This is a genomic window from Bizionia sp. (genome assembly GCF_048259285.1).
GTDB lineage: Bacteria > Bacteroidota > Bacteroidia > Flavobacteriales > Flavobacteriaceae > Algorimicrobium > Algorimicrobium hallyeonense.
This window is the reverse complement of the sequence record NZ_JBLXHU010000017.1, coordinates 44,764-71,365: the sequence shown is the minus strand read 5'-3', so window position 1 is coordinate 71,365 and position 26,602 is coordinate 44,764. Positions and strand designations below refer to the sequence as shown.

General features: G+C 35.2%; 15 protein-coding genes and 1 pseudogene. 7 read left to right on the top strand and 9 right to left on the bottom strand.

Annotated elements, in window-relative coordinates; genetic code table 11:
* The 4 genes and pseudogenes from ACN0QX_RS09845 to ACN0QX_RS09830 all read right to left on the bottom strand — a co-directional run.
* Positions 1-4,094: fibronectin type III domain-containing protein (locus ACN0QX_RS09845; protein ID WP_417196710.1), on the bottom strand; the 4,094-nt coding region annotated here is incomplete at its 3' end.
* A gap of 272 nt (positions 4,095-4,366) precedes the next feature.
* Positions 4,367-5,404 (bottom strand): annotated as a pseudogene (locus tag ACN0QX_RS09840) (aldo/keto reductase).
* A gap of 131 nt (positions 5,405-5,535) precedes the next feature.
* Positions 5,536-6,495: an OmpA family protein gene (locus ACN0QX_RS09835; RefSeq protein WP_417196708.1), complete on the bottom strand. Its 960-nt coding sequence runs from the start codon at positions 6,493-6,495 to the stop codon at positions 5,536-5,538.
* A gap of 22 nt (positions 6,496-6,517) precedes the next feature.
* The gene (locus tag ACN0QX_RS09830) at positions 6,518-7,279 is read right to left on the bottom strand and encodes an exodeoxyribonuclease III (protein WP_417196706.1); all 762 of its coding nucleotides are present in this window, start codon (positions 7,277-7,279) and stop codon (positions 6,518-6,520) included.
* A 172-nt stretch (positions 7,280-7,451) separates the two neighbouring features.
* Between ACN0QX_RS09830 and ACN0QX_RS09825 the strand changes: the two genes are divergently transcribed.
* The 5 genes from ACN0QX_RS09825 to ACN0QX_RS09805 all read left to right on the top strand — a co-directional run bounded on the left by ACN0QX_RS09825 (position 7,452) and on the right by ACN0QX_RS09805 (position 18,856).
* Positions 7,452-10,904, top strand: a complete 3,453-nt coding sequence (locus ACN0QX_RS09825) for a hypothetical protein (protein ID WP_417196704.1) — start codon at positions 7,452-7,454, stop codon at positions 10,902-10,904.
* 54 nt (positions 10,905-10,958) lie between these two features.
* Positions 10,959-11,348, top strand: coding sequence for a hypothetical protein (locus tag ACN0QX_RS09820; RefSeq protein WP_376858163.1), 390 nt, complete (start codon positions 10,959-10,961; stop codon positions 11,346-11,348).
* A gap of 71 nt (positions 11,349-11,419) precedes the next feature.
* A complete protein-coding gene (locus ACN0QX_RS09815; RefSeq protein ID WP_417196702.1) occupies positions 11,420-15,724 on the top strand; it encodes a CusA/CzcA family heavy metal efflux RND transporter in 4,305 nt (1,434 codons plus the stop codon).
* An 11-nt stretch (positions 15,725-15,735) separates the two neighbouring features.
* A complete protein-coding gene (locus tag ACN0QX_RS09810; protein ID WP_417196700.1) occupies positions 15,736-16,881 on the top strand; it encodes an efflux RND transporter periplasmic adaptor subunit in 1,146 nt (381 codons plus the stop codon).
* Positions 16,882-16,891: 10 nt separating this feature from the next.
* Positions 16,892-18,856 carry a heavy metal translocating P-type ATPase gene (locus ACN0QX_RS09805; protein ID WP_417196698.1) on the top strand — a complete coding sequence of 655 codons (1,965 nt, stop codon included), beginning with the start codon at positions 16,892-16,894 and terminating at the stop codon, positions 18,854-18,856.
* Between the two features lie 105 nt (positions 18,857-18,961).
* Here ACN0QX_RS09805 and ACN0QX_RS09800 read toward each other — a convergent pair whose 3' ends face one another.
* Together ACN0QX_RS09800 and ACN0QX_RS09795 are read right to left on the bottom strand one after the other, a co-directional pair.
* Complete coding sequence (locus ACN0QX_RS09800) at positions 18,962-20,503, bottom strand: glycine--tRNA ligase (protein WP_248396392.1); 1,542 nt, start codon at positions 20,501-20,503, stop codon at positions 18,962-18,964.
* Between the two features lie 63 nt (positions 20,504-20,566).
* On the bottom strand, positions 20,567-21,451 hold the full coding sequence (locus tag ACN0QX_RS09795; protein ID WP_417196696.1) for a hypothetical protein: 885 nt from the start codon (positions 21,449-21,451) through the stop codon (positions 20,567-20,569).
* 155 nt (positions 21,452-21,606) lie between these two features.
* Between ACN0QX_RS09795 and ACN0QX_RS09790 the strand changes: the two genes are divergently transcribed.
* On the top strand, positions 21,607-22,284 hold the full coding sequence (locus ACN0QX_RS09790; protein ID WP_417196694.1) for a ComF family protein: 678 nt from the start codon (positions 21,607-21,609) through the stop codon (positions 22,282-22,284).
* Positions 22,285-22,340: 56 nt separating this feature from the next.
* A complete protein-coding gene (locus ACN0QX_RS09785) occupies positions 22,341-23,951 on the top strand; it encodes an Ig-like domain-containing protein (RefSeq protein ID WP_248396399.1) in 1,611 nt (536 codons plus the stop codon).
* Here the strand turns inward: ACN0QX_RS09785 and ACN0QX_RS09780 are convergent.
* The 3 genes from ACN0QX_RS09780 to ACN0QX_RS09770 form a co-directional block, all read right to left on the bottom strand.
* Entirely contained in the window at positions 23,938-24,717 is a 780-nt protein-coding gene (locus ACN0QX_RS09780) for an amidohydrolase (RefSeq protein WP_417196692.1), read from the bottom strand. The genes ACN0QX_RS09785 and ACN0QX_RS09780 overlap by 14 nt on opposite strands.
* Before the next feature lie 243 nt (positions 24,718-24,960).
* On the bottom strand, positions 24,961-25,230 hold the full coding sequence (locus tag ACN0QX_RS09775) for a hypothetical protein (protein WP_417196690.1): 270 nt from the start codon (positions 25,228-25,230) through the stop codon (positions 24,961-24,963).
* Between the two features lie 84 nt (positions 25,231-25,314).
* Positions 25,315-26,457 carry a methionine aminotransferase gene (locus ACN0QX_RS09770; RefSeq protein ID WP_417196688.1) on the bottom strand — a complete coding sequence of 381 codons (1,143 nt, stop codon included), beginning with the start codon at positions 26,455-26,457 and terminating at the stop codon, positions 25,315-25,317.
* Positions 26,458-26,602: the final 145 nt, after the last annotated feature.

Sequence of the window (26,602 nt, the reverse complement as noted above, 5' to 3'; positions counted from 1 at the left end):
GTAACGGTCCAAACACCTGTATTTCTACCTGGAGGTGTTGTAGCAGCGGTATCATCAACATTTTGCAATCCAATAACAGCTCTACCACCGTTCCAAGACGTACAAGTTGGCTTGCTTAATACATGAATATCAATATTATTTGATGATTCGTGAAGGATGATTTGAGATGTAGATGTGTTTGAATTACATTGGCTACCAAAATGACAAACAGCATTATAGTTTACAACAAACTGTCTGTAAGGTGCAGAACCTAAAACCACATAATCAATACTACCACAAACAGAAGGATCTATATCATGACCTACGCCAAAAATATTTGCTTCCGTAATGGTTGTGTTTGTAGCGTTTGGCAAGGTATCTCCAGCGCCAAGTGCCCATTCATTATATTCACCTGTATTCTCTACCTCAAAACTAATAACACCGTTAGAACCAATAATTACTTGGTTATAAACACCACCATAGAAACAGAAATCAAATCCAAGTTCTAAAACGTCAGACCATGTATCATCAACGTTTATGCTTGTTGGTGTTGCGCCATCTACTGGAGGTGTTGGACACGTATCAATAGCGTTTATTTCATAATTATTCGTGTCTTGACCATATAAATGGAAGTTTCCTGATAGTGTAACTTCTGGCGTATTACAATCTACACCCGTATCATCACCGGCAAAAACAATAGAGCACGGATTTGGTGGTGGTGGACATATAAACGCTAATGGGTTACTTATAACTGTACAATTAGGATCGTTTGTATTAGCAACTGTAACAACTACATTTGTACTAGCTGCATATGGACCGAAGTTTAAAATTCCTGTTTCTGTAACCACAACTGGAGCACTACCTTGATTATCAGTTAGTGTTAAGCTAGTTGCATCTCCTAAATCTGTAATATCTACTTCTACTTCAAAAACAGGGTTATTAGGATCTGTTATACAATCACCATTCACCACATCAAAACGAACCGTTTGTGGAATACATGTTTGACACCAAACATCAAAATCCCAAGGTTCTCGGCTACCACTCTCGCAGCTAACCGAACCATCAGCTTCCGCAAGAACAATTATTCGATCACCTGTTGAGCCGAATTCTAATCCAGCAAGATCACCGTTAATTCCTGTTCCTTCATATATAATGGTACCGTCACCTTCTGTGATTCTAATTGTATCACAACAGGTTTCAATAGTTCCTGAATTGAATAAAATATTTAATGGAAATCCACTAGAACTTTGGAAACTATAAATTTCTTGAAATTGGTTATTTCCATTTTCATAACAATGAACTGTGTTTAAAACCTGACCTGCTTCACAGTCAATAATTTGATTCGGATCTGGACGTGTAGTAAAACTATATTCTGTACATCCAGATGCACTTCCATTATCATTATACGGTATAATGGTCACATAATATGTTTGATCATAGTCTAAAATACCTGGATCGAATGCTGTAACATTTCCAACATCTTCAAGGTTATAAACATCTGTTCCTCCTGGTGTTGTTCCCATATTAATAAAGTAACCAGTTACAAATATAGTTGCTGGTGTCCAGAAAAGATCTTCATTTTCATTAACGTCAACAGCACCATTTGCAGGAGCTGTTAATACAGCATTACAATTAGGTAGTGCTGTGGTATCCACACAGGAAACATCAAAATTCCATGGTGCGTTGTTAGAGCCTTCACAGCTTCCAAATCCGTCAGAATCAACTTCAACTTCAATAGAACCTCCTGAAGAAACAAATACTAATCCCGTTAAATCACCACCATTATCACCTTGATATAAAATGGTTCCGTCAGAATCTCTTACAATTAATTCATCCCATGTTGCTTCAATCCAACCGGAATTAAATACTAAAGCTAACGGAGCACCATCATTACTGGCAAAGTTGAAAACCATATCATCATTGGCTGAATAGCAATACACGGTATTTACAACTTCATTTGCAGAACAGTCTAAAATTTGATTTGGATCATTTCTAACGGTAAAGCTTTCCTCTGTACAACCTGTTGCGTTTCCATTATCATTGTAAGGAATTATGGTTACATAATAAGTCGTTTCAAACATTAATGTTCCTAGTGGATAAGTTAAAACGTTTCCAACATCCACACCATCTAAAACATCTGTTCCGCCTGGTGTAGTACCCATATTAATAATATAACCCGTAACAAAAACACTTGCTGGACTCCAAGTTAAATCGGCATTCTCATCTACACCAACCGCGCCGTTTAATGGAGCAGTCAGTTCAGCGTTACAATTTGGAACAACTGTAGTATCGACACAAGACACATCAAAATCCCATGGTGTTCTAGATCCACTTGCACAACTAACAGAACCATCAGCTTCGTAGAACATTACTAATCTATCTGTTATAGAAACAATAGATAATCCAGCTAAATCGCCTCCATTATTGCCTTCAAAAATAACAGTTCCATTCCCGTCTTGTATTCTAATATTATCACAGCAGGATTCAATAGTTCCTGAATTAAAGAACATGTTTAAAGGACTTCCGTCTGAGCTTTGGAAACTAAAAATTTCCTGAAACGCATTATTCCCATTTTCGTAACAGAAAACCGTGTTTAATATTTGATTTGCTGCACAATCAATAATCTGATTTGGATCTGGACGCACTGTAAAACTTTCCTCATTACAGTTTACCGCAGGTCCATTATCATTATAAGGCGTAATGGTTACATAATATGTTTGATCATAATCCAAGGTTCCTGGATCGTATGTTAAAACAGGACCTACATCCACATTATCTGCAATATCCGTTCCCCCAGGTGTAGTTCCCATAGTCACGGTATAACCCGTAACAAAAATGGTTGCAGGACTCCAGGTTAAATCCACATTTTCATTAACGCCAACTTCCCCATTTATTGGTGCTGTTAACGTAGCGTTACAATTTGGTATAGATGATGTATCAACACATGCTACATCAAAATCCCAAGGGTTGTTGGTACAGCTAATTCCGGAACCATCTGAAGTTACTCCTATTGTAATCGTATCGCCTGTTGATGTAAATATCAAACCAGCTAAATTCCCTCCGTTTCCGTAAGGAGTAGCTGCGTTTAAATTTGTAACACCGTCAGAATCTAAAACTATTAGTTCATCCCAGTTGTTTTCTGTACTACCAGAATTAAAAATCACCACTAAAGGCGAACCATCACTACTTACAAAACTAAATGTAGTTGTATCGTTATTTGTATAACAGAAAACCGTATTAATTGGAATTCCCGAACCACAATCTACCGGTGCATTTGGATCTGCTCCTGTTGTAAAAGATTGTACTGCACAACCTGTTGCGTCACCATTAGCATTAAAAGGCGTAATCGTTACATAATAAGTTGTTGAGTATTCTAAATCTGGTAAAGCAAAAGAAGTTGAAAGACCAACGCCTTGAGACGTCACGACATCATCTCCGCCTGGCGTAGTTCCCACCGCTAGGGTATAACCAGAAGGAATACCTGTAGCAGGTTGCCAACTTAAATCGGCTGTTATTGGAACTCCTGTTGCACCATTAGTTGGCGAAATTAAATTAGAACACGATGGTGGATCTACAACCACTTGTGATGCAGTAACATTATCTATATAGAAATAATAATTTCCAGAAAAATAAGTATTTTCAAATCTTAATTTGATATCAGAACCTGTAGGCACATTTGCGGCCGGTAGAACAAAACTTATATTAGCACAGGTATTTGCTGCCTGATGGTTAGAATCATCTATGGTACCCATATTGACCCATGTAGCTCCATTATTTGTGGAGTATTCCACATTGAGCTCTCCCCAACCAGGGTTAGTAGGATCGACAGCGGCTGACCAATCAACAATTTTATAATCAAAAGCTACTGTTAAATCTGTACCATTTGATTGACCAACTATATTAGGTGATATTAAATCATCTGTTAAGTTTTCTGGACTCAAATTGGCTCTTAAGGAAACAACACTACATGGTTGGAATACAGCTCCAGAGTAACCACTACCGGTCCATCCTGGAGGTAATGTAAGACCTGCATCGAAATTTTCAACTAATCCAATTTGGGAAAACCCACAAAAGGATATGATTCCAAAAAGAATTGAAAGGGTAATTTTTTTCATTGTTTAAATCTAAGTTAGTTAATCAATTGATTATCAACTTACAAATTAAAAACATACTCTTAATAGTTCCAGTTTTGAGGGGAAAAACAGACTATGTCAACTAATTTATAGTGTTGATCATTTCATAATATAATTTCTAAAATTATAAAAAAACTATGGCAAGAAATATTTAACATAAGGTTAATAGATTAAATACTTATTTTATCGGTGAATTGAAAAATACTTTAACGAAAAGCTGCAGTTCATCGATAATTTAACAGCTTTCTAAAAATTTAAGGCGCTGGATTTGGAAATATTTCATGAACAGCTTGAATAGAAGCTAACAAGCTGTCGTTTAATTCCATGTTAATACTTTCAATATTCTCTTTTAGTTGATCCATATTGGTAGCGCCAATAATATTACTGGTTATAAAAGGTTGTTGTGTTACAAATGCCAAAGACATTTGCGCTAAACTTATGCGATTATCTTCCGCTATCTTTAAATAGTGCTTGGTTGCTTCGGTTGCTTGGTTGCTACTGTAGCGCGTAAACCTTGAAAAAAGCTTTAAGCGTGCATTATCAGCAGCTTGATTATTAATATATTTCCCTGATAACACGCCAAATGCCATGGGGGAATAAGCTAATAAACCTATATTCTCACGAATCGCTATTTCTGCCATATCACCTTCAAAAACACGGTTTAACAAGGAATAGGCATTTTGGATGGTAATCATTCTTGGTAAATTATGTTTTTTAGATTCTTCTAAAAAACGCATGGTTCCCCAAGCTTTTTCATTCGAAATTCCAACATGTCTTATTTTTCCCGATTTAATAAGACCTTGAAGTGTGTGTAAGATTTCATTAAAATTATCTTGCCACTGGTCTTCTAAATGGTGCTTGTAATCTCGAATCCCAAATGTATTAGTTTGGCGTTCTGGCCAATGCAATTGGTATAAATCTATATAATCTGTTTGTAAGCGCTTTAAACTCTATTTAACACCATCTATTAAAGCTTCTGGGCTAAATCCATTGGTTCTAATATGTGCTGTATAATCGCCAGGGCCAGCAATTTTAGAAGCTAATACAATCTTATCCCGATTTCCCGTTTTTTGAAACCAATTCCCAATGATACGTTCAGTTTCGGCATAGGTGCTTTGTTCCGCAGGAACTGGATATAGTTCGGCTGTATCAAAAAAATTAATTCCCTGATCCACCGCATAATCCATTTGCTCATGTCCTTCGGCTTGGGTATTTTGATTTCCCCAAGTCATAGTACCTAAACAGAGTTTACTAACTTTTATATCGGTTTGTGGTAAGGTTGTGTATTTCATCTTTAGTTCCTGTGAAAACAGGAGTCCTTTTTAATTAAACTTAATTTATTTGTCTATAAAAAACCTTTTAAAAATTTAAATGCTTATTAAGGCTTTCTTATTTTAGAGATTCCTGCATACGCAGAAATTGATTATATATCATTCAATAATTTAGAAATTTCATCCAATTTAGGTGTTAGAATCACTTCTATACGTCTATTTTTTGCTTTACCCTCAGCTGTGTCGTTGGTTGCTATAGGTGCATATTCACCACGTCCTGCAGCGGTTAAATTCTCGGGATTAATAGCGTCATTTTCACGTAATATGTTTACAATGGCTGTTGCGCGTTTGGTTGATAAATCCCAGTTACCACTTAACTGGCCATTTCCACTGTAAGGCACATTGTCGGTATGACCTTCGATTAAAATGGCGATTTCTGGATTATCAGCTAACACAGCTCCTAATTGGTTTACGGCTTGTCTTCCTTGCGTTCCAACGGCCCAACTTCCAGATTGAAATAACAATTTATTTTCCATGGATACATATACTTTTCCTCCACGCTGCTCTACTGTTAAACCTTTACCTTCAAAATCCGTTAAGGCACTAGAAATAGCATTCTTTAAACGTTTCATATCGGCATCTTTGGCCGCTATCATACCTTCTAATTCGGCTACACGACTGGAGCGTTCACCTAATTCTTTTTTAAGTTTTTCTAAACGTGCGTTTTCGGCAGCCAAAGCTTGTTCTTTAGCTTCCAATTGCGCTAATAATTCGCGATTCTTTTTTGTGTTTTCTGCAATAGAAGCTGAACTATTTGTTTCTAAAGCATCATACGAAGCTTTTAGCACATCAAATTGAGATTTTAATCCATCGTAATCTTGTTGCAGTTTATCGCGTTGCGCAACGGTTTCATTATAGTTTTTTTGAAGTGTTTCCAATTCATTCAACGCTTTGTTTTTTGCCGATGTCAAATCGTTATTATCCGCAGATAATTTACTATTCTGCTTTTTAAGTGTATTGTATTTACTTTCTAAATCTTTATATACTTTTGGAGACACACATGCTGTTGATAAGGCAAGCAAAAGAACCGATGCTATTAAATAATGTTTCATATTGTAATTTTTAAATTTGGGATTATTTTTCTAATTCTAATAAAATTGGACAGTGATCGCTATGAACGGCATCCGTAAGGATAACGGCTCTTTTTATCTTTTCTTGTAAGGGTTCTGAAACCATAGCATAATCCAAACGCCAACCTTTGTTGTTTGCTCTGGAATTGGCACGATAACTCCACCAACTAAACACCTGTTTTTCAGGATGTAAATATCTGAATGAATCTATAAACCCGCTGTCTATAAAATTCCCCAACCATTCGCGTTCTTCTGGTAAAAATCCCGATACACCTTTCATTTTTGGATTATGAATATCAATTTCTTCATGACAGATATTATAATCGCCACAAATAACAAGGTTTGGAATTTCTTTCCTTAAATTATCAATGTAGTAATGAAACATATCCATATAATCAAACTTATGCTGTAAACGTGCGTCATTAGTTCCAGATGGCAAATACAAACTCATCACGGAAACACCATTAAAATCAGCTCGAATATTCCGACCTTCAAAATCCATAGATTCTATTCCTGTTCCATATTCCACATGGTTTGGTTCGGTTTTACTTAATATAGCTACACCACTATACCCTTTTTTTTGAGCCGAAAACCAATAGTGATAGGTATAGCCTGCTTCTTCAAAAAGCTCCAAGTTTAATTGTTCTTTATTGGCTTTAATTTCTTGTAAACAGATAACATCTGGATCTGCAACAACTAACCAATCAATAAATCCTTTATTTAATGCGGCGCGAATACCGTTTACATTGTATGAAATAATCTTCATGAATCCCACTTTTTTTAGCGCTAAAACTGCGCATTTATCGATGCTTTTAAAGGCATGCCGAATTAATTTCAGCTAAAATAAATAATGCGTTACTTTTACACTATTAATTTAATGCCGATTTAACAAAATCAATCAACAAAATAAATTCCTGATTCCACAGTTTTAGAAGGACATGAAATACTGTTTTACCTGTTTCGTTTTTTTTATCTGCTTTTGTGCTTTTGCGCAGGAGACAGATTCTAATTACAAATCAATAACAGTTGCAGTTAATGATTCCATAGTTATTGATAGTGTGAGTATTAATTCCAGTTTCTTTTCACTTAAAAAATTAGATGCGTCGTTTATTGATGAATCTTACTATGAAGTGGATTTTACCAAAGCCATTCTCAAACTCAAAAAACCCATTGAAGCAGATTCCATAGTCATCAATTACCTGTCATATCCTGAATTCTTAACAAAAACGTACCGCCAACTAGACGAGACTGTTATTTTGGCAAATACCAACAAGCAGCAACAATTATATAAGTTAAGTCAGCCAAGTGAAAAATCATCCTTCAAACCTTTTGACGGCCTAACAACAACCGGTAGTATTTCTCGAGGTGTGGTAATTGGAAACAACCAAAATTCGGTTTTAAACAGTGAATTAGATTTACAAATTACAGGTAAGTTAAATGATAAAGTATCACTTCGTGCATCCATTCAAGATGCCAATGTGCCACTTCAAGAATCGGGATATTCGCAACGCCTAGATGAGTTTGATCAGGTTTTTATTGAGTTGTTTAGTGATAATTGGAAAATTCGTGCTGGTGATGTTGATTTAGAAAACACCACGTCCTACTTTGGAAATTTCAGCAAGCGTGTTCAAGGTTTATCGGTAAACGCAAGATTAAATCATCCCGAATCTACCACCAACCTGTTTGCGGCTGGCGCTTTGGTACGTGGCCAATTTACAACCAGTCAATTTAATGCACAAGAAGGCAATCAAGGTCCTTATAAGTTAAAAGGCCCGAATGAAGAATTATACGTTTTAATCGTTTCTGGTAGTGAAACCGTTTATGTAAACGGGATTCCTTTGGAACGTGGCGAAAACAAAGATTATATCATTAATTATAATGCTGGCGAAATTATATTTAATCCAACCTTCCCCATTACTTCGGAAATGCGGATTACGGTGGATTACCAGTTTAGCGAACGTAATTATTCGCGATTAGTCGTTTATGGTGGTGGTAATTATGACAGCAAAAAGCTAAAACTTGGCGTGTCTATTTACAGCGAAAATGATTCTAAAAATAGCCCGCTGCAACAGAATCTTTCAGAAGAACAAGTAGAGATTTTAGCCAATGCTGGTGATGATAAAAGTTTAATGGTAGCGCCATCCAGCTCACCAGAAGCTTATAATGAAAACCGAATTTTATATAAAAAAGAAAGTATAAATGGTGTGGAGGCTTTTGTGTTTTCCAATAACCCAGACGACCAATTATTTAGCGTTCGGTTTACATTAGTTGGCGAAAACCAAGGAAATTATATTATTGATAACGAATTTAATGGCGAACAAATAAACGCCATTTCCACCATCTACAAATACGTGGAACCCATTGCTGGTGAACCACAAGGAAATTTTGAACCTATTATTCAGTTGGTTGCGCCTACCAAATTACAATTAGCCATTGTTAATGGTAGTTTTATTCCAACTGAAAAAACCAATGTCGCTTTTGAATTGGCAGGAAGCAAAAACGACCTCAACTTATTTTCAGATCTTGATAATAACGATAATGATGGTTTTGCTGGTAAAATAAAAGTAGACCAAGCCATCATAAAAAAAGATAGTTTATGGAATTTAAATGCCATGGTGGACACAGATTATATTCAAGAAAATTTCCGTTCCATCCAACGTATTTACAATGCAGAATTTAATCGGGATTGGAATTTAGATCAAACAACCGGAAATCAAGCGGTCCAAGAACCAGGGAATCAGTTGTTTTTTAAAACAGGGTTGCGCACATTTCACGCTAAAAAAGGATTGGCAAGCTATCAATTTGAACATCTTAATTATGCCGATAATTTCAATGGAAATAGACATATTACCTTTGCCGATTTACGTTTAAACAAATGGCATATACTTTCAAATTCCAGTTATTTAACAGCTAATTCTACAAATTCAACATCCAATTTTTTGCGTTCTTTTAACCGTATTACCTATAGCTTAAATAAAGCTTGGGTTGGCACAAGATTAGCTATGGAGGACAATGAACAAAAAACTAAAACCACCAATGAGTATACTGCATTAAGTCAACGTTTTAAATCGTATGAAATCTTTTCAGGAATTGGGGATAGCACCAAAATATTTGCCGAAATTGGTTATAAATACCGAGTGAATGATAGCGTTAGGAGCGGAAACTTACAAAAAGTGAATACCTCAAACACCTTCTATATTGACTCCCGAATTATTCAAAATTCAAAAACCAATTTATCTATTTATGCCAATTACAGAACGTTAAAAGATGCTGAAAAAGAATCCAATGATGAAAACTCATTAAACTCCCGAATTATTTTCAGTCAGCGATTTTTTGAGCAACTTATTTATTGGAATACGGTTTTTGAAACGAATTCTGGAACGCTTCCGCAGCAGGAATTTACATACATTGAAGTGGAATCTGGACAAGGCGTTTACACGTGGATAGATTATAACAACAATGGCATTCAGGAATTAGAGGAGTTTGAAATCTCTCAATTCCCTGATGAAGCCGATTATATTCGGGTGCTTTTACCAAATCAAGTTTTTATAAAAACGCACCAAAATCGGTTGAGTCAACTACTTACACTTAATCCACAACAATGGATTAACAGTGAAGGCGGTTTTAAAAAATTCCTCTCCCGATTTCACAATCAAACCTCGTATTTAGTAGATAGAAAAGAAAGACGCTCTGGTAGCGATTTTAATTTAAATCCGTTTGAAGGTAAAGAAGCAGATCAATTAGCGCTGCAACTAAATTTCAGAAATATCTTATTTTTCAATCGTGGCAAACAACGCTACACCACGTCGTATACATACTTAAGTAACAAATCACAAAACACCTTGTCTTTTGGTTTTATTGAAAACGATTTACAGAGTCACAAGCTGCAATTTACACACAAATTTGCCACAAGTTGGTTGGCCAATTTAGAATCGAGCTTTAATAACAATGTGAGTATTAGCGAGAATTATGCGAGTAAAAATTTCGATATAAATGAATCCAACATCAACCCGAAAATCTCCTACCTATTAAATGATAACGCACGTTTTGATGTGTTTTATCAATATACAAGCAAAGAAAATACCATTGGTAATTTTGAAACATTGAAGCAGCAAAAATATGGTGCAGCTTTCACTTTTGCCAATTATCAAAAAGCAGCTATTAGTGGTGAGTTTAATTATTTTGACAATAATTTTTCTGGTAGTGTAAACACAGCCGTAGCTTACCAAATGATGGAAGGCTTACAACCTGGAAAAAATTATACGTGGAGTATTTTAGCACAAAAAAAACTGACTAGCTTTTTAGATTTGAACCTTACGTATTACGGCAGAAAAAGTGAAACAAGCAAAGTAATTCACACAGGAAACGTACAATTAAAGGCCTATTTTTAAGTCTTGTAACAGTTGTTACACAATAGCTCAAAAAATTTCGTACTTTTGTTTAGTATGCAAAAACTTGTTGCCATATCATTTTCATTTTTAGTTCTTTTTCAGAGCTTTAATATTTCTTTTGAAGATTTCTCGCGTTTTAGCGTCTTGCTAGATCATGCAGAATATCATCAAGAGCAGTATGGCGATTCATTTTTTGAATTTTTGGCAGAACATTATGGTGATGCCACATTCCATCCAGCAAGCTCTCACAAAGAGCATGAAGATTTACCATTCAAAGAACATCATCAAGCTTGTGTTCATAGCGCCATGGTTTTTACTTTAAATATTCAAGATTACCTCATTTCTCACGAGCCTTTTGTGGAAATCCCTATTAATTCGCATTACCAAGAATCCATTTCTTTATTTGAAAAACAAGCCGTTTTTCAACCACCCAAATTAGCATAATTCCGTTTTATCTTTTTTTAATCACTAGCAATCCTGCTTTGGATAGCTAGCAACTTTATTTAAAATGAATTATGTTAGAAAATATCATAAAATTCAGCTTAAAAAATAAGCTGATAATCCTATTGGGAGCTGCTGCAATCATTGGTTTTGGTGTGGTTTCGTTAACCCAAATATCAATTGGCGCCGTTCCAGACATTACCAATAACCAAGTGCAGGTTATTACCACATCCCGAAATTTATCAACCCAAGATGTGGAACAATTTATTACCTATCCTGTAGAGCTTGAAATGGCCAATTTACCTGGCGTTCAAGAAATTCGTTCCGTTTCAAAATTCGGACTTTCAGTGGTTACCATTGTATTTGATGACGATTTAGGCACCTATTTACCGCGTCAACTGATTGCTGAAAAAATTAAATCAGCTTCCGAAAAAATCCCAGAAGGTTTTGGTTCACCGGAAATGGGTCCTATAACCACCGGTTTAGGTGAAATTTATCAATATATTTTAGATGTTAAACCTGAATTTAAAGACCAATACACCATTACCGATTTACGAAGCATTCAGGATTGGGTGGTTAAACGTCAATTATCAGGGATTCCTGGCGTTGTAGAAGTTAATACTTGGGGTGGATTTTTAAAGCAATATGAAGTTGCTATTAATCCGCAGAAATTAACCGCCATGCACATTTCCATTTCATCTATTTATGAAGCTCTAGAAAAGAATAACAGTGTTGCTGGTGGTGGTTATATTGAAAAGACCAATAAAGCCTATTTCATTCGTGGCGAAGGCTTGGTGACGTCCTTAAAAGACATTGAAAACATTGTCGTTAAAAATGATGGCACACCAGTTTACATTAAAGATGTAGCGAAGGTTGGTTTTGGTCATGCTACCAGATTTGGTGCTATTACAGGAAATGGGGAAGGCGAAAAAGTACTTGGCCAAATAATGATGCTGAAAGGCGGAAATTCTAAAAAAATTATTGATGCCGTAAAGGAACGTGTAGCCAGTATTCAAAAAACACTTCCTGAAGGTGTTTATATTAATGGTTTTCTGGAGCGTAGTGAGCTTATAGATAAAACAACGTTTACCGTTGCCGAAAACTTAATTCTCGGATCACTAATTGTCATTTTTGTGGTGGTATTGCTTCTAGGAAATTGGCGTTCTGGATTAGTAGTGGCTTCGGTTATTCCGTTAAGTTTACTCTTTGCCATTTCACTCATGAATATTTTTGGCGTGGATGCCAATTTAATGAGTTTAGGCGCTATTGATTTCGGTATCATCATTGATGGAGCCGTTATTATCGTGGAGTTTATTGCCTTTCAAATTACAGCTCAAAGTGCCAAGTTGAAAACGGTTACCAAAGAAGCTATTGATAGTATTACTTTAAAAAGTGCATCAAAAATGATGAATTCGGCCATATTCGGACAGCTCATTATTCTTATCGTTTTTATTCCAATTCTATCTTTAAGTGGTATTGAAGGCAAAATGTTTAAACCTATGGCTATGACCTTTAGTTTTGCTTTAATAGGCGCCATGATTTTATGTCTAACCTATGTACCTGTCGTTTCTTCGCTCTTTTTAAAACCAACCAATCCATCACCAAAAAACATTTCGGTTAGACTTATGAATAGCCTGACACGTTGGTATGAGCCAGTTATAAATTGGGCTTTACATAGCAAGCGCGTCGTTATTGGTTTTGCTGTTATACTCCTTATAGTAAGTATTGGCGTTTTTAATAAAATGGGTGGCGAATTTGTTCCCACTTTAGATGAAGGTGATTTTGTTATTCAACCGGTTTTAAAAACGGGAACATCTTTGGGTAAAACCATAGAGATAACCACTAAAATTGAAAGCATTCTTCTCGAAAATTTTCCTGAAGTAGACCAAGTTGTAAGTCGTATTGGTGCCGCCGAAGTTCCTACGGATCCCATGTCCATGGAACAAAGTGATGTTATTATTAAATTACATCCGAAAAAGACTTGGGTTTCTGCTTCCAGTAAAGACGAATTAGCGCAAAAATTTAAAGAAGCATTAGCTATTATTCCTAACATGGAAATCGAGTTTACGCAGCCTATTGAAATGCGTTTTAATGAGCTAATCACTGGTGTGCGTGCCGATGTGGCTATTAAAATTTTTGGAGACGATTTATCCATACTTGCCACCAAAGCCGAAGCCATAAAAACAGCCATTAGTGATGTGGAAGGTGCTTCTGATATTATTGTAGAAAAGGTAGAAGGTTTACCACAAATGAGCGTGAATTATAACCGTTTTAAAATAGCGCGTTATGGTCTCAATATTGCCGATTTAAATCAAATTGTTTCCATGGGATTTGCTGGTGATGTCGTCGGACAAGTTTTTGAAGGTGAAAAACGTTTTGATTTGGCCATTCGACTCGATGAAAAGAGCCGGCAGAACTTAAGCGACTTACAGAATTTGTATGTGGATATCCCTTCAGGTGGAAAAATTCCCTTAAGCGAGTTAGCCGATATTTCTTACACAACTGGACCAGCACAAATTTCTAGAGATGATACCAAACGACGCATTGTAATTGGTGTAAATGTTAGAAATAGAGATTTACAATCCGTTGTAAATGATATTCAAGCGCGTATTGCCTCAGATATTCAGTTACCAGTAGGATATAGTATAACGTATGGTGGTCAGTTTGAAAACCTACAAAGTGCAAAAGACCGATTATTGGTGGCCGTTCCTGTAGCGCTTGTTCTTATATTTATACTGCTCTATTTCGCTTTTAATTCTGTAAAAGATGCCTTGATGGTTTATTCCGCCATTCCATTGGCAGCCGTTGGTGGTGTTCTGCTATTATGGTTACGCGATTTACCGTTTAGTATTTCCGCTGGTGTTGGTTTTATAGCATTATTTGGTATTGCTGTTTTAAACGGTATTGTCCTTATTGAACATTTTAAAGAATTAAAATCTCAAGGTGTTACAGATATTGAAATACGTATAAAACGTGGAACAACGGAACGTTTACGTCCTGTTTTGCTTACCGCATCAGCAGCAGCTTTGGGTTTCTTACCTATGGCTATTTCTACCAATGCAGGAGCCGAGGTACAACGTCCTTTAGCCACAGTTGTTATTGGTGGTTTAGTAACAGCTACTATTCTAACCCTAGTAGTTCTCCCTGTTTTATACGCTTGGATTGAAGAAAAGAAAACACTAAAAATGAAGAAAAATCATATAACAACGCTAATCATTCTGTTCATTTCGTGGACCGGTTTTGCACAACAGAAACCACTAAACATTCAAGAAACTTATGAATTAGCTCTGAAAACCAATGCACAAATTAAAGCATCAGGTCTTCAAGCAGATGAAGTCGATGCGCGCATTTCAAGTGCCTTCGACTTTGATAAAACGGCTATTTATTATAGCTATGATCAAAGTAATTTAGGCGCAAATAATGAGCCGCTGAATGTGTTTGGTGTATCGCAAGATTTTTTATTTCCTACCCGGTATTTTGCCGAAAAACGCTTTAATCAAGCAGCTTATAGCTTAAAAATTTCTGAAAACAACATCCAACGTTTACAACTTAAACGTGATGTGTATGCTAGTTTTTATGAATTAAGTTACGCTAAAAATAAAGCGAAAACCTATGAATATTTAGATAGCTTGTACACCAAATTTGCTGAAAATGCGAAAAGGCGTTTTGAATTAGGTGAAACTAATTATTTGGAAATGCTAACTGCTGAATACAAAGAAAAACAAATGGAAACGCGATTCCTTCAGGCGCAGCAAGAAGTTTTAGTGCAAATGGAACAACTAAAAAAAGTGGTTCAAATAGATACTTTGCATATCGTTAGTGAACCACTAGAAAAATTGACATTAACAGCACTCTCAGTTTCTGAAGATAATCCTGGATTGCTTTATTTTGAAGAATCTAAAAATTACTTTCAAGCTTTAAAAAATAAAGAAAAGCAGGCTTTGTTACCTGATATTTCGGCCGAGTATTTCGTTGGCTCCAACAGTGGTTTAAACTCCAATATTCAAGGGTACCAAATAGGATTAAAGATTCCGTTATTTTTCTCTGGAAATGCTGCACGCATTAAGGCGTCTAAAATTGCTGAAGGCGTGGTAAACATGCAGGAGGTCGATTATAAAATTAAACTTCAAGGTGAGTACCAACGTCTTTTAGCGCAATTGGAACAGCATCAAGCTGCTATTTCATATTATGAAACTCAAGGCAGTAATTTGCAGGAAGAAATTATAAAAACGGCCAACCGAACCTTTAAAGAAGGTGAAATCGATTTCTTTCAGTACATCCAAAGTATTGAAACCGCCAAGGACATGGAGTTGGAATACTTAAACAATTTAAACAGTTACAATCAAACTATAATCACGTTAAATCATTTAACTTTATAATATTAATGAACATGAAACATATATATATACTACTTTTTTCCTTACTATTTATAGCTTGCGGCAATAGCGAGAAGGATTCCACAGACATTATAGAATCCGTTTCTCATGAGGACGAAATAAAACTTTCAGAAGCCCAATTTAATAGCGAATCCATGGTGTTGGGAACGTTATCTGAACGCACATTTGATGAAACCGTAACTATAAATGGAACTATTGATGTACCACCTCATAATAAATCACGAGTCACCACGTATATGGCTGGCTATATTGTTAAAACACCTTTATTGGTAGGCGATCAGGTTAAAAAAGGGCAACTTTTGGTAACATTGGAAAACACGGAGTACATTGAGCTACAACAGCAGTTTTTAGAAATCGCCGAACAGTTAAACTATTTGAAAAATGAATATACACGTCAGAAAACACTATTCGATGAAAATATTACTTCGGAAAAAAACTATTTAAAAGCTGAAAGTATGTACAAAAGCAATTTAGCTTTTTACAATGGAATAGAAAAAAAGTTACAGATGTTGAACATCAATCCGAAATCCATTTTAGCCGGAAATATGTCGTCCACTATCAATATTTACGCTCCAATAAGTGGCCATGTAACCAAAGTAAATGTAAGCAATGGCACCTTTGTTTCGGCAAGCGATGAAATCATGGAAATTGTAGATGTAGATCATATTCATTTAGAACTTTCGGTATTTGAAAAGGATATTATGAAAATAAAGAAAGGTCAGGAAATCACCTTTACTATTCCCGAAGCCTCGGAAAAAACCTATAATGCGGATGTCCACTTGGTTGGAACTACTATAGATGATGCAACTAGACGTGTTCAAGTTCACGGACACATCGATGATGTGGAAGGAAACTTTATAATTGGTATGTTTGTGGAAGCTCAAATTCATATCAATGAAGTAAGCGCTTTGGCCTTGCCACATGAAGCGGTCATCCAGTTAAATGACAATTATTATGTACTGGTTTTAGAAGAAAAAACAACAAATGGTTATGTCTTTGAAAAAACAGAGGTACAAATAGGTAAGCAAACCGAAGATTTTATGGAGATTTTAAATCCTGAAACCCTATTAGAGAAACAAATAATAACGCACGGAACCTCTATGCTTCTCAATGAAAGCGAAGGTGGACACAGTCATTAATTAAAACACTATGGCAGATAAACACAACCATCAGCATACCCAAGCTATTTTTGGCAAAAACACGGAGTTATACTTTTCAATGTTGTCCGGTTTGTTTCTGGCAATTGGATTTAGCTTGGATACATGGGCTAATTTAGAAACCTATTTACATCTAATTTGTTATATAATATCTTACGGTTTTGGTGGCTATTTCATTACGCAAGAAGCTATTCAAAAAATTGGCAAAGGTCTTTTTGAAATTGATTTTCTAATGATTGTCGCAGCTATAGGTGCTGCTTATATTGGAAGTTGGGCAGAAGGTTCGCTTTTATTATTCCTATTTAGTTTAGGACATGCTCTCGAGCATTACGCCATGAACAAAGCCGAAAAATCTATAAAGGCTTTAGGAAATTTATCAGCGAAAACCGCTTTGTTAAAGAATGGAAATTCATTAAAAGAAATTCCCATTGAAGATTTAGAAGTAGGCGATATTATTGTGGTACAACCACATACTAAAATTGCAGCCGATGGTGTTATCATTAAAGGCATCAGTAGCATAAATCAAGCGCCAATTACTGGCGAAAGTATGCCCGTTGATAAAAGTCCCTTTCCTAAAGATCAAGAAATACCCAACTTTTCTGATATTGATAAAAGTCACATCGTTTTTTCTGGAACCATAAATGGGGATAGCGCTTTAGAAGTTCGCGTGCTAAAACTAACAAAGGATTCTACTGTTTCTCGACTCATTAGTTTGGTGAATGATGTAGAAACGCAGAAATCACCAACCCAAAGACGCACAAAAAAATTCGAGAAAATATATGTGCCAATCGTTATTCTTTTAGTGACTGTTTTATGTTTTGCATTTTTAGTAATTGATGAATCTTTTGAAACCAGTTTATATCGTGCCATTACGGTATTGGTAGCTGCCAGTCCTTGTGCTTTAGCCATTTCAACACCAAGTGCCGTTTTAAGTGGTATTGCACGCGCGGCCCAACGAGGCGTTTTAATAAAAGGTGGTAAAGCATTGGAGGATTTAGGAAGTGTTACAACCATTGCTTTTGATAAAACGGGGACATTAACCGAAGGTAAGCCGAGTTTAAAACAGGTGGTTGCTTTTAATGATTTTGACAAAAAAGAATTGCTACAATTACTTTATGAAGTGGAACGCTTGAGTAATCATCCATTAGCAAAAGCCATTGCAAAAGCTATAAAAGAACAAGAGCAATTAGAAGCTGCTAATTTAGCATCCAATATTAGTGCTATTCAAGGGAAAGGTATTGAAGCCCTTTATAAAAACGAACCAGTTTACATTGGTAATACCCGTTTAATGACCGATCAGCAATTTACCATTCCTAAAGCCGTTGAAATGCAATTTAATCAACAGTTGGAAGCTGGCGAAACCGTGATGCTTGTTGGTTATCAAAATCAGATCATTGGTTTAGTAAGTGTTATGGATGTTCCAAGAAAAACGGCAGCAAACACCCTACTTCGGCTTAAAAAAATTGGCATTAAAAATATGATTATGCTTACTGGTGATCATGAAAGTGTTGGAAAAGCCATTGCCAAACAAATTGGTTTGACTGAAAGTCGCGGTAATTTATTGCCTGAAGATAAGGTAGATGCCATGCGTTTATTAATAGAACGCGATGGGAAAGTTGCCATGGTTGGCGATGGTGTAAACGACGCACCCGCTATGGCATTAAGTACAGTAAGTATTGCTATGGGAGCAGCCGGAAGCGATGTCGCTCTAGAAACAGCTGATGTGGCTTTAATGTCCGACAAATTAGAAATGTTACCCTTTGCTATTGGATTAAGTCGTGCGTCCAAACGTATTATAAATCAAAATATTTTTATCAGTTTGGGTGTGGTTGCCATTCTGGTGCCAGTTACCATATTAGGACTAACAAATATTGGACTTGCGGTATTATTTCATGAAGGCTCTACGGTTGTGGTTGTGATAAATGCTTTGCGATTGTTGGTTTATAAGGAAGGTTAGCAGGTTTATTCACAAATATAAAACTAATGTGAATTGAAAAATCCCAAGCAAATAATTACTTGGGATTTCTAATATCAAATAGACACCTGTTTTTACAGGTGTTGGTTACATTTTCATTAACCACTCTTTAACGTCTACTTCTTTTTTAATAATATCGCGTAAATCGGAAATCTTAACGCGACTTTGCTCCATAGTGTCCCGATGACGAATAGTTACCGTTTGGTCCTCCAACGTGTCATGGTCTACTGTAATACAAAATGGAGTACCGTTGGCATCTTGACGTCTGTAGCGGCGTCCTACAGCATCTTTTTCGTCATAATCCATATTAAAATCCCATTTCAAATCATCAAAAATCTGACGGGCTATTTCTGGTAAACCATCTTTTTTAACCAATGGTAAAATAGCAGCTTTTACTGGTGCTAAAACGGCTGGCAATTTCAATACGGTTCTGGTTGTATTGTTGTCTAATTCTTCTTCTTCCAGGGCATTGGAGAAAACAGCTAAGAACATACGATCTAAACCAATGGATGTTTCCAAAACATACGGGGTATAACTCGCATTATCTTCATGGTCAAAATACTGTAATTTTTTACCTGAAAATTCTTCATGTTGTTTTAAATCGAAATCCGTACGAGAATGAATACCTTCCAATTCTTTAAATCCGAATGGGAATTTAAACTCAATATCTGTAGCAGCATCTGCGTAATGGGCTAATTTTTCATGATCGTGGAAACGGTAGTTGTCGGCTCCCATGCCTAATGACAAATGCCATTTCATACGTGTTTCTTTCCAGTACTCAAACCATTCCATTTGTGTTCCTGGCTTAATGAAAAATTGCATTTCCATTTGTTCAAATTCACGCATTCTAAAAATGAATTGCCTTGCTACAATTTCATTTCTAAACGCTTTTCCAGTTTGGGCAATTCCAAACGGAATTTTCATACGACCCGATTTTTGAACATTTAAAAAGTTGACAAAAATTCCTTGCGCCGTTTCAGGACGTAAATATAAATCCATAGCATGTTCTGCCGATGCACCAAGTTTAGTTCCAAACATCAGATTAAATTGCTTAACGTCTGTCCAGTTTTTAGAACCTGTAAGTGGATCCGCAATTTCCAATTCTTCAATTAGTGCTTTAACATCTACTAAATCTTCAGCTTCTAAAGACTTCCCCATTCGCGTTAAAATGGTCTGAATCTTTTCAAAATAACCAACTACTCTTGGATTGGTACTTATAAATTCTTCTTTATTAAAAGCCTCACCAAAGCGTTTTTCAGCTTTTGCAACTTCTTTATCTATTTTTGATTCAATTTTTGCGCAATAATCTTCAATTAAAACATCGGCACGATAGCGTTTTTTAGAATCTTTGTTATCTATTAACGGATCATTAAACGCATCTACGTGTCCAGAGGCTTTCCATGTGGTTGGATGCATAAAAATGGAGGCGTCTATACCTACAATATTATCATGCATTTGTACCATGGCTTTCCACCAGTATTCGCGGATGTTCTTTTTAAGTTCTGCGCCATTTTGTGCGTAATCGTATACTGCACTTAGTCCGTCGTAGATTTCACTACTTTGGAATACGTAACCATACTCTTTTGCGTGAGAGATTACTTTCTTGAATTGATCGTCATTGTTTGCCATAGTGCAAAAATAGAAAACCGCTTCAACTAAATGAGCGGTTTTATGAAAAAAATAATAGGTTAATTAATTTAGTTTAATTTTTGAAGAACCAAGCACTTTATTATCATGAAAAACGGAAATTAAATAATCCCCTTTTTTTAGTGATTTTTCTTGATTAACATTAATTTTAGCACAAACAGCAATGTCATCATTCATATAATTTATAGCCGTTCTTCCGCTGTACGCAAGTATTTCTTGTCCAAATTCCATGACACCTCTACTAGACACAATAGTATTATCTGGGCCAATAATTTGAACATACAATTCTTTATTTCCTTTGGATGAAAATTCGTTTTTTAATACCGTAAAGCAAACTTCCATATTATCAGCTTGACGTGCTTTGGTCGTTTCTACGTTATATTCCAATGGATTGGTAATTATAGCTTTAACTTTTAGGTTATCGAGCGTTAGAGTTGAAATTCTATCAACAAAAGCCGTAAGTTCTAAATTTTGTTCTGTTAATGCTGCTATAGCTACCTGACTAGATTCCAATTTTAAGCTATTGGTTTTAGAAGCTTCATTTAAGGCTTCATTTTTATCTAAAAGGCGTGCAATTTTATTGAATAGTATTTTGCGCTCTTCAATGAGTGTAGCAATATCATCTTTATACTTTGTAATTAAAGGATAATCCGTTTTTACCAAGTTCAAAGAATCTAAAGTTGTTTCCAATTTAGATTTTGAAAGCTGCAACTGTGCTGTTAACTCGTTATTATCAACACGCTGAAAGTCATGAAGTTTCATCATATTAGACAACTCACTCTGAACAAGTTTAATTTCTTGTTCCATGAATTCCTCTTGACTTTTTAATGTGTTGTAACTCGTTAAACCATACGACCCTAATACAACAATGGCTATTACCAACGATCCAATAATTAATTTGTAGTTAAATAATTGAGGGTTAACTATCATCTTAATTAAATTATGGGAGCAAATCTAAAATTAAAGATTGAAAATCAACTTTTTAATCGATAAACAGAAAATAAACTTGTTAAAGTTCTTGTTTAAGTAACAAATTGTTATGCCTTGATAAAACATTGTAATATATTTAGAATTAAATAATTAGTTTGTTTCATTCATTACTCGCTTTATTCTTTCCTAAAGTTTGTTATAGTTGCAATGGTTTGTTGCACGATAATGAACAATATGCTTGTACAGCTTGTAGGCACGATTTTCCAGTTACCAATTTTCATTTTAATCGGGATGATACCGTATTAAAGGTTTTCTATGGCCGCTTACCCATTGAAACTGCTACGGCCCTATTGCGTTTTGAAAAGAAAGGAATTACCCAAAATTTACTTCACAACTTAAAATATAAAGGTTTTGAGGAAATAGGCGTTTTTTTAGGAGGCTGGCTTGGAGGTGAACTTCAAAGCCTTGCTGAATACCAAAATATTGATATAGTCATTCCGGTTCCATTACATAAAAACAAACTTCGGAAACGCGGTTATAATCAAGTCGCTAAATTTGGTCAGGAATTAGCTAAAAGTTTACACGCAGAGTACGTGGATGATGTTCTCGTAAAAGTTTCCAACACGAGCTCGCAGGTTACTAAAAACAGATTAACGCGTTGGTTATATAATGTAGAGGTTTTTAACGTTATAAATGCTCATAAAATTCAAAACAAACACATACTTTTGGTAGACGACATTATAACCACAGGTGCCACCATGGAGGCTTGTGGAACTGTGTTATTAAAAAATGCGCAAGTTCGAATTAGCATTGCTACCATGGCAATAGCATAATGGATGTTTCGTTAATGATAAATATGTTGTTTATTTGCAAATAAAGAAAAGTAGGTATGCGTCAAGCGTTTTCTCAAATAATAATAGTTGTTTTAGTCGCTTTAGTAATTGCTAGTTGTGCCAATCGCGGTACTCCAAGTGGTGGCATAAAGGATATAATACCACCAAAAATTACCAAATCAGAACCTGAAAATTACACGACCAATTTCACAGGGAATGAAATAAAGATTTATTTCGACGAGTATGTCAAAATTAAAAATGTTTCCAAACAGCTTATTATTTCGCCTCCAATGGATCCTGCACCAGATATTATTCCGCTTTCTAGTGCTAGCAAGTATATAAAAATTACTATTAAAGATACATTAGCGCCAAATACAACTTACGCGTTTAACTTTGGAAATAGTATTGTAGATAACAATGAAGAAAATCCATATCCATTTTATAAATACGTGTTTTCAACAGGTAATTACATTGATTCACTTTCTGTAAAAGGAATTATTGTAGATGCTACTTTAAGAAAACCTGACGATTATATCTCGGTCATGTTATACGAAGCAGATTCTACTTTTACAGACTCTATCATTTTCAAACAAAACCCAAGATACGTTACCAACACACTAGATAGTGCCACGACTTTTTCTCTGGAAAACTTAAAAGCCGGTAAATACAAACTGATAGCACTAAAAGATAATAACCAAGATTATAAATTTCAGCCTCAAACAGACAAAATAGCTTTTCATGAAGAATTTATAAACGTTCCTGTGGATTCCACGACGGCCTTTACTTTAAAATTATTTTCAGAAGATTTAGAACCAAAAATTATAAGACCTCGTTTAGTTTCTGGCGAAAAAATTGTTTTCCCTTATGAAGGCGATTATGAAAACATGCAAATTAAAACGATTGAAACCGTCCCTAATAATTTTGAATCTCGTATTACTAAAGATGCAAAAGCCGATTCTTTATATTACTGGTATAAACCACGACTACAAGCAGATTCACTTCAACTTAATGTTAGCAATTTAAATTACAATCAAAATTTTAATGTAAAAATAAGCGAGCAGAAACGGGACACCATGAATATTCAAGTCGAACCAAAAAGCCTTTTAAATTTTAATGATGAGTTTAAAATCACCAATGTTGTTCCTTTTACCAAATTTGAAAAAAGTAAAGTAACCATTTTGGATAAAGATTCGATTGCGGTTGATTATAACGTCAAGTTAGATTCGTTAACCAATAGCTATATTTTAAATTTTGAGAAAAAAGAAAGTGAAAAATACCAAATTCAATTATTGCCGGAGGCTATAACGGACTTTTTTGATAATAAAAACGATACATTAAACTATCAATTAAACACAAAAACGTATTCAGATTATGGGAATGCTCGTGTAATTTTACAAAACGCTACTTACCCTATTATTGCACAAATTACTGATGATAAAGGCGAAGTTATAGCCGAACAGTATAGTGAAAAACCCGAGCCTATTGATTTTAGACATTTAAAACCGGGTATTTTCTATTTACGTGTTATTTATGATACCAATAAGAATAAAAAATACGATACTGGAAACTACCTTAAAAATACACAACCAGAACGCGTTAGCTATTATAAAGACAAACTAGATATTCGTTCCAATTTCGATAATATCTACACGTTTACATTATTTTAAATTGATCCCTATCGTTTAGGAATTTCAATTTATTTCTATAACGATTAATGTGGGTTTTATCTAAAGTTATAACCTCAATATGATCCTTATGAGGTCTGATAGGTGTAATATTATTTCCTAACACGTCATACACTGCTGAATGGCCTGAATATTCATTTTGGGCGTCATCCTCACCAATTCTATTTACTCCAATACAGTAACACATGTTTTCTATAGCACGTGCTTTTAATAAAGCATCCCAAGCAGCAACACGTGGTTTTGGCCAATTTGCCACATAAATTAAAGCATCGTAATCCGTTGTATTTCTAGCCCAAACGGGAAAGCGTAAATCATAACAAATTTGTAAGCAAATATTCCAATCTTTATAATTCACAATAACTTTTTCTTGCCCAGCCGTAAACACCTTGTCCTCGCCAACTAGGGTAAATGAATGACGTTTATCATAGGTTGTAATAGCACCATCAGGAAATGCAAAAACCATCCGATTATAAAATTTGTTGTTTTCTTCAATAACAAGACTTCCGGTAATGGCAGCTCCCGATTCCGCCGCTTGCTTCTGCATCCATCTTACGGATTTTCCATCCATACTTTCAGCAACTGCTTGTGCGTTCATGGTGAATCCTGTGGTAAACATTTCCGGAAGCACAATTACATCCACGGGTTGTTTAATACTTTGGATTTTTGTTTCAAAATGTCCTCTATTTACTTTCGGATCTTCCCAAACTAAATGTGTTTGGATAATGGCTAGGTTCAATTCGTTACACATGTATTATAGTTTATTTAATGCCTTATCAGCTTTTTTCATTTGATTAGACAACTTATTTAATCTTTTTGTCCATTTTGCTTCCTCGTTAGGCGATAAATCTCCCTTCTTGCGAAGTCTATTATATTTTTTTTGAGCAGTATCTAAATTATTTTTAGCTTTTATATAATTCTTACGCGCTTTGGCTTCTGCCTTTAACTTTTTATCTAAAGCTTTGGCTTGTTTTTCAGCCTTTCTAGCTTCTTTCTAGACCTTTTCAGCCCGACTCCTAGCTTCTTTTAAAGCTCTTTGCTGTGAAGCTACTTCGGCTTCAGTCTCTAATTTTTTATTTAATTTTGTTACAATGTGGTCTTTTTCTTCAGCCGAAATTTTATCGGTCACCTCTTTTCCTTGATGATAAAACGTGTTTCCTTTTACTTCATATTTTTTTCCAGAATCTGTAATTATCTCATGTTTTGCCCCACAAGAACTTGCGCCAATCAACACAACCAAACACCATGTTTTTAAATATTTCATAACTTCTAATTTTTACATTAAAGGTTACACAATTTATGTTCAGTTTTACATTTCGAGTTACTTATTTATAAATAGTTTAACATATCATAATTTGTTTAAAATATCAGCTGCTTTTTTAAGAGTTTCGTCGGTTTTTGCAAAACAAAATCGCAACACCTTATCATCTTTATTTTCCAAATTAAAAACGGATAACGGAATGGATGCTAAACCGTTTTCGACTGTTAATTTTTTGGCAAAGTCCACATCATGTTCATTCGTAATTTCAGCATAACCAAGCACCTGAAAATAAGTTCCTTGAGCAGGTTTAAACCTAAAATTAGAATCCGCAATGAGATTTAAAAAATAGTCGCGTTTTTCCTGATAGAAATCGGCTAATTGCAAATAATGATTGGGTTCTTTTAAATAATCTGCCAATCCTTTTTGCATGGCGCTATTTACAGAAAAAACATTAAACTGATGCATTTTTTGAAATTCTTCCATCAATTGTTTTGGCGCACAGCAATACCCCATTTTCCAACCTGTATTATGAAATGTTTTCCCAAACGAAGCCACAATAAAACTGCGCTGTTTTAAACCTGAAAACAAACAGACACTTTGGTGTTTTAAACCATCAAAAATCATGTGCTCATACACCTCATCACTCAATAACAAAATATTAGTGCCTTCGGTTAAAGCTTGAAGTTTCAACATATCATCTTTGGACAAAACCGTTCCACTTGGATTGTGCGGCGTGTTAATGATAATCATTTTTGTTTTGTCGGAAATTTGGTGTTTTACCTCATCCCAATTTATTGAATAACCAGGTGCTTCCAATTGAATAGCAACAGGTTTTCCGCCATTAATTGTAATAGCAGGTTCGTAACAATCATAAGCAGGTTTAAAAATAAGCACCTCATCACCTGCATGAATAAAGGCAGAAATAATAGTATAAATAGCTTGGGTTGCTCCTGCTGTAACCGTTATTTCAGTTTCAGGATTATAACTGGTGTTATAAAGTAATTCGAATTTTTTAGAGATAGCTTCTCGCAATTCTAAATTCCCAGCCATTGGTGCATATTGATTAAAACCGGAATTCATAGCCTGACTGACTAAATCAATCAACTTCTGATCGCTTTTAAAATTTGGAAAGCCTTGTGATAGATTTATTGCACCATGTGTATGAGCTAAAGCACTCATCACGGAAAAAATACTGGTCTCAACCTGCGGAAGTTTGGAAATATGTCTCATACTTGTAAATATAATAAGTTATGTGTTAACTTCTCCATTCATACCCATTATAAATCGGGACACTAAAAATGCCTGAAAAAGGGAAGTAATAATGCAGAAGTAAAATAAGTAACCATAACTTTTTTATCTTTGAGGAATTCAAAAT